The organism is Puerhibacterium puerhi (assembly GCF_009846865.1).
GTDB classification, from domain to species: domain Bacteria; phylum Actinomycetota; class Actinomycetes; order Actinomycetales; family Cellulomonadaceae; genus Puerhibacterium; species Puerhibacterium puerhi.
This window is the reverse complement of the sequence record NZ_WUWN01000082.1, coordinates 1-4584: the sequence shown is the minus strand read 5'-3', so window position 1 is coordinate 4584 and position 4584 is coordinate 1. Positions and strand designations below refer to the sequence as shown.

Below are 4584 nucleotides of genomic sequence, written 5' to 3'. Positions count from 1 at the left end.
GGCGCCCGCCGCGGCGGGCGCGCTCGTGGGGCTCGTACCGGTGGGGCGCTGGGCGCTCATGCCGCCTCCTCGAGGGACATCTGGGAGGACACGATCTCCTGGTAGGTGGCGTTGCTCGCGAGCAGCTCGTCGTGGGTGCCGCGGCCGACGATGCGGCCGTGCTCGAGCACGAGGATCTGGTCGGCGTCGCGGATGGTGGCGACCCGCTGGGCGACGACGAGGACCGTCGCGTCCGCGGTGCGGGGCCGCAGCGCGGCCCGCAGGCGGGCGTCGGTGGCGTAGTCGAGCGCCGAGAACGAGTCGTCGAACAGGTAGACGCGCGGGCGGCGCACGACCGCGCGGGCGATCGCGAGGCGCTGGCGCTGGCCGCCCGAGAACGTGGTGCCGCCCTGGGCGACGGGGGCCTCGAGGCCCTCGGGCAGCGCCTCGACGAAGTCGCGCGCCTGGGCGACCTCCAGCGCCTGCCACATCTCGTCCTCGGTGGCGTCCGGGGCGCCGTAGCGCAGGTTGCTCGCCACCGTGCCGCTGAACAGGAACGCCTTCTGCGGCACCAGCCCCAGCAGCGAGCCGAGGTCGGCCGTGGTCAGGTCGCGCACGTCGACGCCGTCGACGAGCACCCGCCCCGCGGTGACGTCGAACAGGCGCGGCACGAGGTTCAGCAGCGTCGTCTTGCCCGCGCCCGTGGAGCCGATGACGGCGGTGACCGTGCCGGGCCGGGCGGTGAACGTCAGGTCGTGCAGCACCGGGGCGTCCGCCCCGGGGTAGCGGAACTCGACGCCCTCGAAGCGCACCTCGCCGCGGGGCCCGGCGCCGTCCGCCAGCGCGGCGAGCGGGGTGGGCCGGGCCGGCTCGACGACGGAGGTCTCGGTGTCGAGCACCTCGGTGACGCGCTCCGCGGCGACGGCCGCGCGCGGCGCCATCATGATCATCATCGTCGACATCATCACGGCCATGAGGATGAACATCAGGTAGGACAGGAACGCCGTCAGCGCCCCGACCTGCATCTCGCCGGCCTCGATGCGGTGGGCGCCGAACCACAGCACGCCCACGCTGGAGACGTTGACGACGAGCATGACGGCGGGGAAGGCCAGCGCCATGAGCTTGCCGGCCCCCAGCGAGACGTCGTAGAGCCGCTCGTTGGCCGCGCCGAAGCGCTCGAGCTCCCGGCCCTCGCGCACGAAGGCGCGCACCACGCGCAGGCCCGTGATCTGCTCGCGCAGCACGCCGTTGATGGCGTCGATGCGCCGCTGCATCTGCCGGAAGTAGGGCACCATCCGCCACAGCAGCAGGCCCATCACGCCGCCGAGCACGGGCACGACGACGACCAGCAGGCCGGACAGCTCGGCGTCCTCCTGCAGCGCCATGATCACGCCGCCGACCAGCATGATCGGCGCCATCACGATGACCGTGCACGTCATCAGCACGATCATCTGGATCTGCTGGACGTCGTTGGTGGTGCGGGTGATCAGGCTCGGGGCGCCGAGCTGGCCGACCTCGCGGGCCGAGAAGCCCTGCACCGCGCCGAAGATGTCGCGGCGCAGGTCGCGACCGAACGCCGTCGCGGCGCGGGCGCCGAGGGCCACGGCCCCGACGGCGCACAGGACCTGCAGCAGGCTCACGCCGAGCATCCAGCCGCCCGTGCGCACGATGTAGGCGGCGTCCCCCTGGACGACGCCCTGGTCGATGATGTCGGCGTTCAGCGTGGGCAGGTACAGCGAGGCGAGCGTCTGCAGCAGCTGCAGCACGAGCAGCGCGGCGACGGCGCCGCGGTAGGGACGCAGGTACCTGCGGGCCAGGGCCAGGAGCATCAGGAGTCCTTCCCGGGTGCGGGGGCTGAGGGGGGTTCCGGGGTCGGGTCGGGCGGCGCCGCAGGGGCGCCGAGGAGCCCGTGCACCAGCGCGTCGGCGACGACGGCGGCGGGCGGGGGCGGCAGCAGCGGGTCGGGGTGCGCGTGCCCGCCGGCCACCACCGCGTCGATGATCCCGACCGCCACGTCCACCGGGACCCGCAGCCGGTCGGCGTCGGGCGCGAGCACGGCGCTGAGGCCCTCGACCGTGGCGGCACGCTGCATCTCGCGCTGCGCGAGGAGCTGGGCGCGCAGCTCGTGGACGCGCTCGTCGTCGACGGCGCTGCCGGCCTTGCGCGCGTGCAGGGTGCGCAGCACGGCCATCCAGCGGAAGGCCTCCCCCGCACGCGCGCGCCCCAGCTCGATCACGCGCTCGAGCCGCCGCTCGAGCGGCAGGGTGCGGTCGACGGCGGCCAGCTCGGCGCGCGTCTGCGCGGGGCGCGAGGCGCGCCGCAGCCCCTCGAGCGCCGCCGCGGCCACGAGGGCCGGCTTGTCCGGGAAGACGCGGTACAGGGTGCCCTCGGCCACGCCCGCGGCGGCGGCCAGCTCGCGGGTGGTGACGTCGGCCCCGCGCTCGGCGACCAGGGGCAGGACGGCGTCGAGCACCGCGGCGCGGCGGTCGTCGGGGGTCAGCGGCGCGGCGCGGCGGCGGCCGCCGTCCACCGCCCCCGCGGCACCGGCGGGACCGGCGGGTTCTCGGGTCGCGGGGTCGGCGACCCCGCCCGGTGCGTTGCTCACCGGGGCACCGTAATGAGTGAGCACTCACTCCGACAAGGGGTTTTCGCCCGGGGCAGGGCCGGGCACGGCGAGGGCCCGGGAGGATCGTCCTCCCGGGCCCTCGCCGTGGTGCGTTCGACCGGTCGTCACGCGCGCGGCTGCGGCTGCGCCGGCGGCGGCTCCTCCTCGCCGGCGGGACGCTGGCCGGCCTCGGTGGCGGGGTTGAACGGCAGGCCCGAGCGGGTGCCCGAGCTCGTCGCGTCGGCGGCGGCCGCCTCGGACTGGCGCCTGGCCTCCCGCAGGGCCTCGGCCGGGTCGGTCAGCGCCGACCCGCCCATGGTCTCCATCCGCTCGCGGCGCAGCGCCCGCACCGCCTCCGACTCCTCCGGGGCGGGGCCCTCCGCGGGCGGGGTCGGGACACCCGGGACGCCCGAGCCGCCGAAGCCCTTGGCGATCGAACCGAGCGCCGCGGTGAACTCCGTGGGCACGACCCACAGCTTGGACGCGGTGCCGTTGGCGATCTGCGGCAGCATCTGCAGGTACTGGTAGGCCAGCAGCTTGGGGTCGGCGTCGCCGGTGTGGATCGCGTCGAACACCTGGAGGATGGCGCGGGCCTCGCCCTCGGCGCGCAGCACCTGGGACTGCGCGTCACCCTCGGCGCGGAGGATGGCCGACTGCTTCTCACCCTCGGCGGTGAGGATCTGCGACTGCTTGACGCCCTCCGCGGTGAGGATGGCGGCGCGGCGGTCACGCTCGGCGCGCATCTGCTGCTCCATCGAGCCCTGGACCGACGCCGGCGGGTCGATCGACTTGAGCTCGACGCGGTTGACGCGGATGCCCCAGCGGCCCGTGGCCTCGTCCAGCACGCCGCGCAGCTGGCCGTTGATCTGGTCGCGGCTGGTGAGCGTCTGCTCGAGGTCCATCGAGCCGATGACGTTGCGCAGGGTCGTGACGGTCAGCTGCTCGATCGCGGTGATGTAGTTGGCGATCTCGTAGACCGCCGACTTCGGGTCGGTGACCTGGAAGTAGATGACGGTGTCGATGCTGACCACGAGGTTGTCGGACGTGATCACCGGCTGGGGCGGGAAGGAGACGACCTGCTCGCGCAGGTCGACGCCGGCGCGCACGCGGTCGACGAACGGCACCAGCAGGTGCAGGCCGGGCTCCAGCGTCCGCGAGTAGCGGCCGAGCCGCTCGACGATGAGCGCGACCGCCTGGGGGACGATGCGCACCGCCTTGACGAGCGCCACGACGACGAAGATGAGGATCAGCAGGAGCACCAGGTAGACCACGATGGTCCCTGCGTTGAGCTCGGACACGGCGGTCCCTTTCTGTCGGATCGTGCGGTCCAGCGCCCGGGCGGCCGCGCCGCCCGGGAGGGTTCAGGCGGTCCGGGGCTCCACGACGGCGGTGGCGCCGTCGATGCGCACCACCCGGACCTCGGTGCCCACGGGCAGCACCGCGGTGACGCCCGGGACGCCGTCGTCGGGCAGCCGGGCGCTCCAGACCTCGCCCATGAGCTTGACGCGGCCGCCGAGCTCGGTGACCTCGCTGACCACGACCGCCGGGCGCCCTACGTGGGCGGCGGCGTTCGTCTCCGTGAGCGGCACGCGGTCGCGCAGGTGCCGCAGCAGCCAGGGCCGCAGGGTCACCAGCAGGACGACGGACGTCACCGCGGCGACCACGAACTGCAGCCACAGCGGGGCGCCGGCGGCGCTCGCGACCCCGCCGGCGAGGGCGCCGCCGGCGAGCATGATGAGGACGAGGTCGAGCGAGACGATCTCGATGAGGGCCAGCACCAGCGCCGCCCCCACCCACCACAGCCAGTCCATGGCCATCCCTCCGCAGTCCCCCGCCTACTTGGGCTTTGACCAGGACATTACCAACACGTGCGACGTTCCGGAACTCGCCACGGCGGCGGCGCCCCGGCAGTTCCGCCGCGGTGCGGTTCGGCGGCGGGCGCGCCCCGGCACGTTCCGTTCCGGGTCCCTGGCGGTCCGAGACAGCAGGGTCTGTCTCGG

At 74.6% G+C, this 4584-nt stretch carries 4 protein-coding genes; all 4 read right to left on the bottom strand.

Annotated features, from left to right (window positions below):
* Positions 1-56: 56 nt before the first annotated feature.
* Positions 57-1808 carry an ABC transporter ATP-binding protein gene (locus tag GSF02_RS18285; protein ID WP_159798794.1) on the bottom strand — a complete coding sequence of 584 codons (1752 nt, stop codon included), beginning with the start codon at positions 1806-1808 and terminating at the stop codon, positions 57-59.
* Positions 1808-2584: a TetR/AcrR family transcriptional regulator gene (locus GSF02_RS18280; RefSeq protein ID WP_235915694.1), complete on the bottom strand. Its 777-nt coding sequence runs from the start codon at positions 2582-2584 to the stop codon at positions 1808-1810. The genes GSF02_RS18285 and GSF02_RS18280 overlap by 1 nt, the downstream gene beginning before the upstream one ends.
* Positions 2585-2709: 125 nt before the next feature.
* Positions 2710-3882 carry an SPFH domain-containing protein gene (locus tag GSF02_RS18275; protein ID WP_159798793.1) on the bottom strand — a complete coding sequence of 391 codons (1173 nt, stop codon included), beginning with the start codon at positions 3880-3882 and terminating at the stop codon, positions 2710-2712.
* Between the two features lie 63 nt (positions 3883-3945).
* Complete coding sequence (locus GSF02_RS18270) at positions 3946-4395, bottom strand: NfeD family protein (protein WP_159798792.1); 450 nt, start codon at positions 4393-4395, stop codon at positions 3946-3948.
* Between the last annotated feature and the right edge of the window lie 189 nt (positions 4396-4584).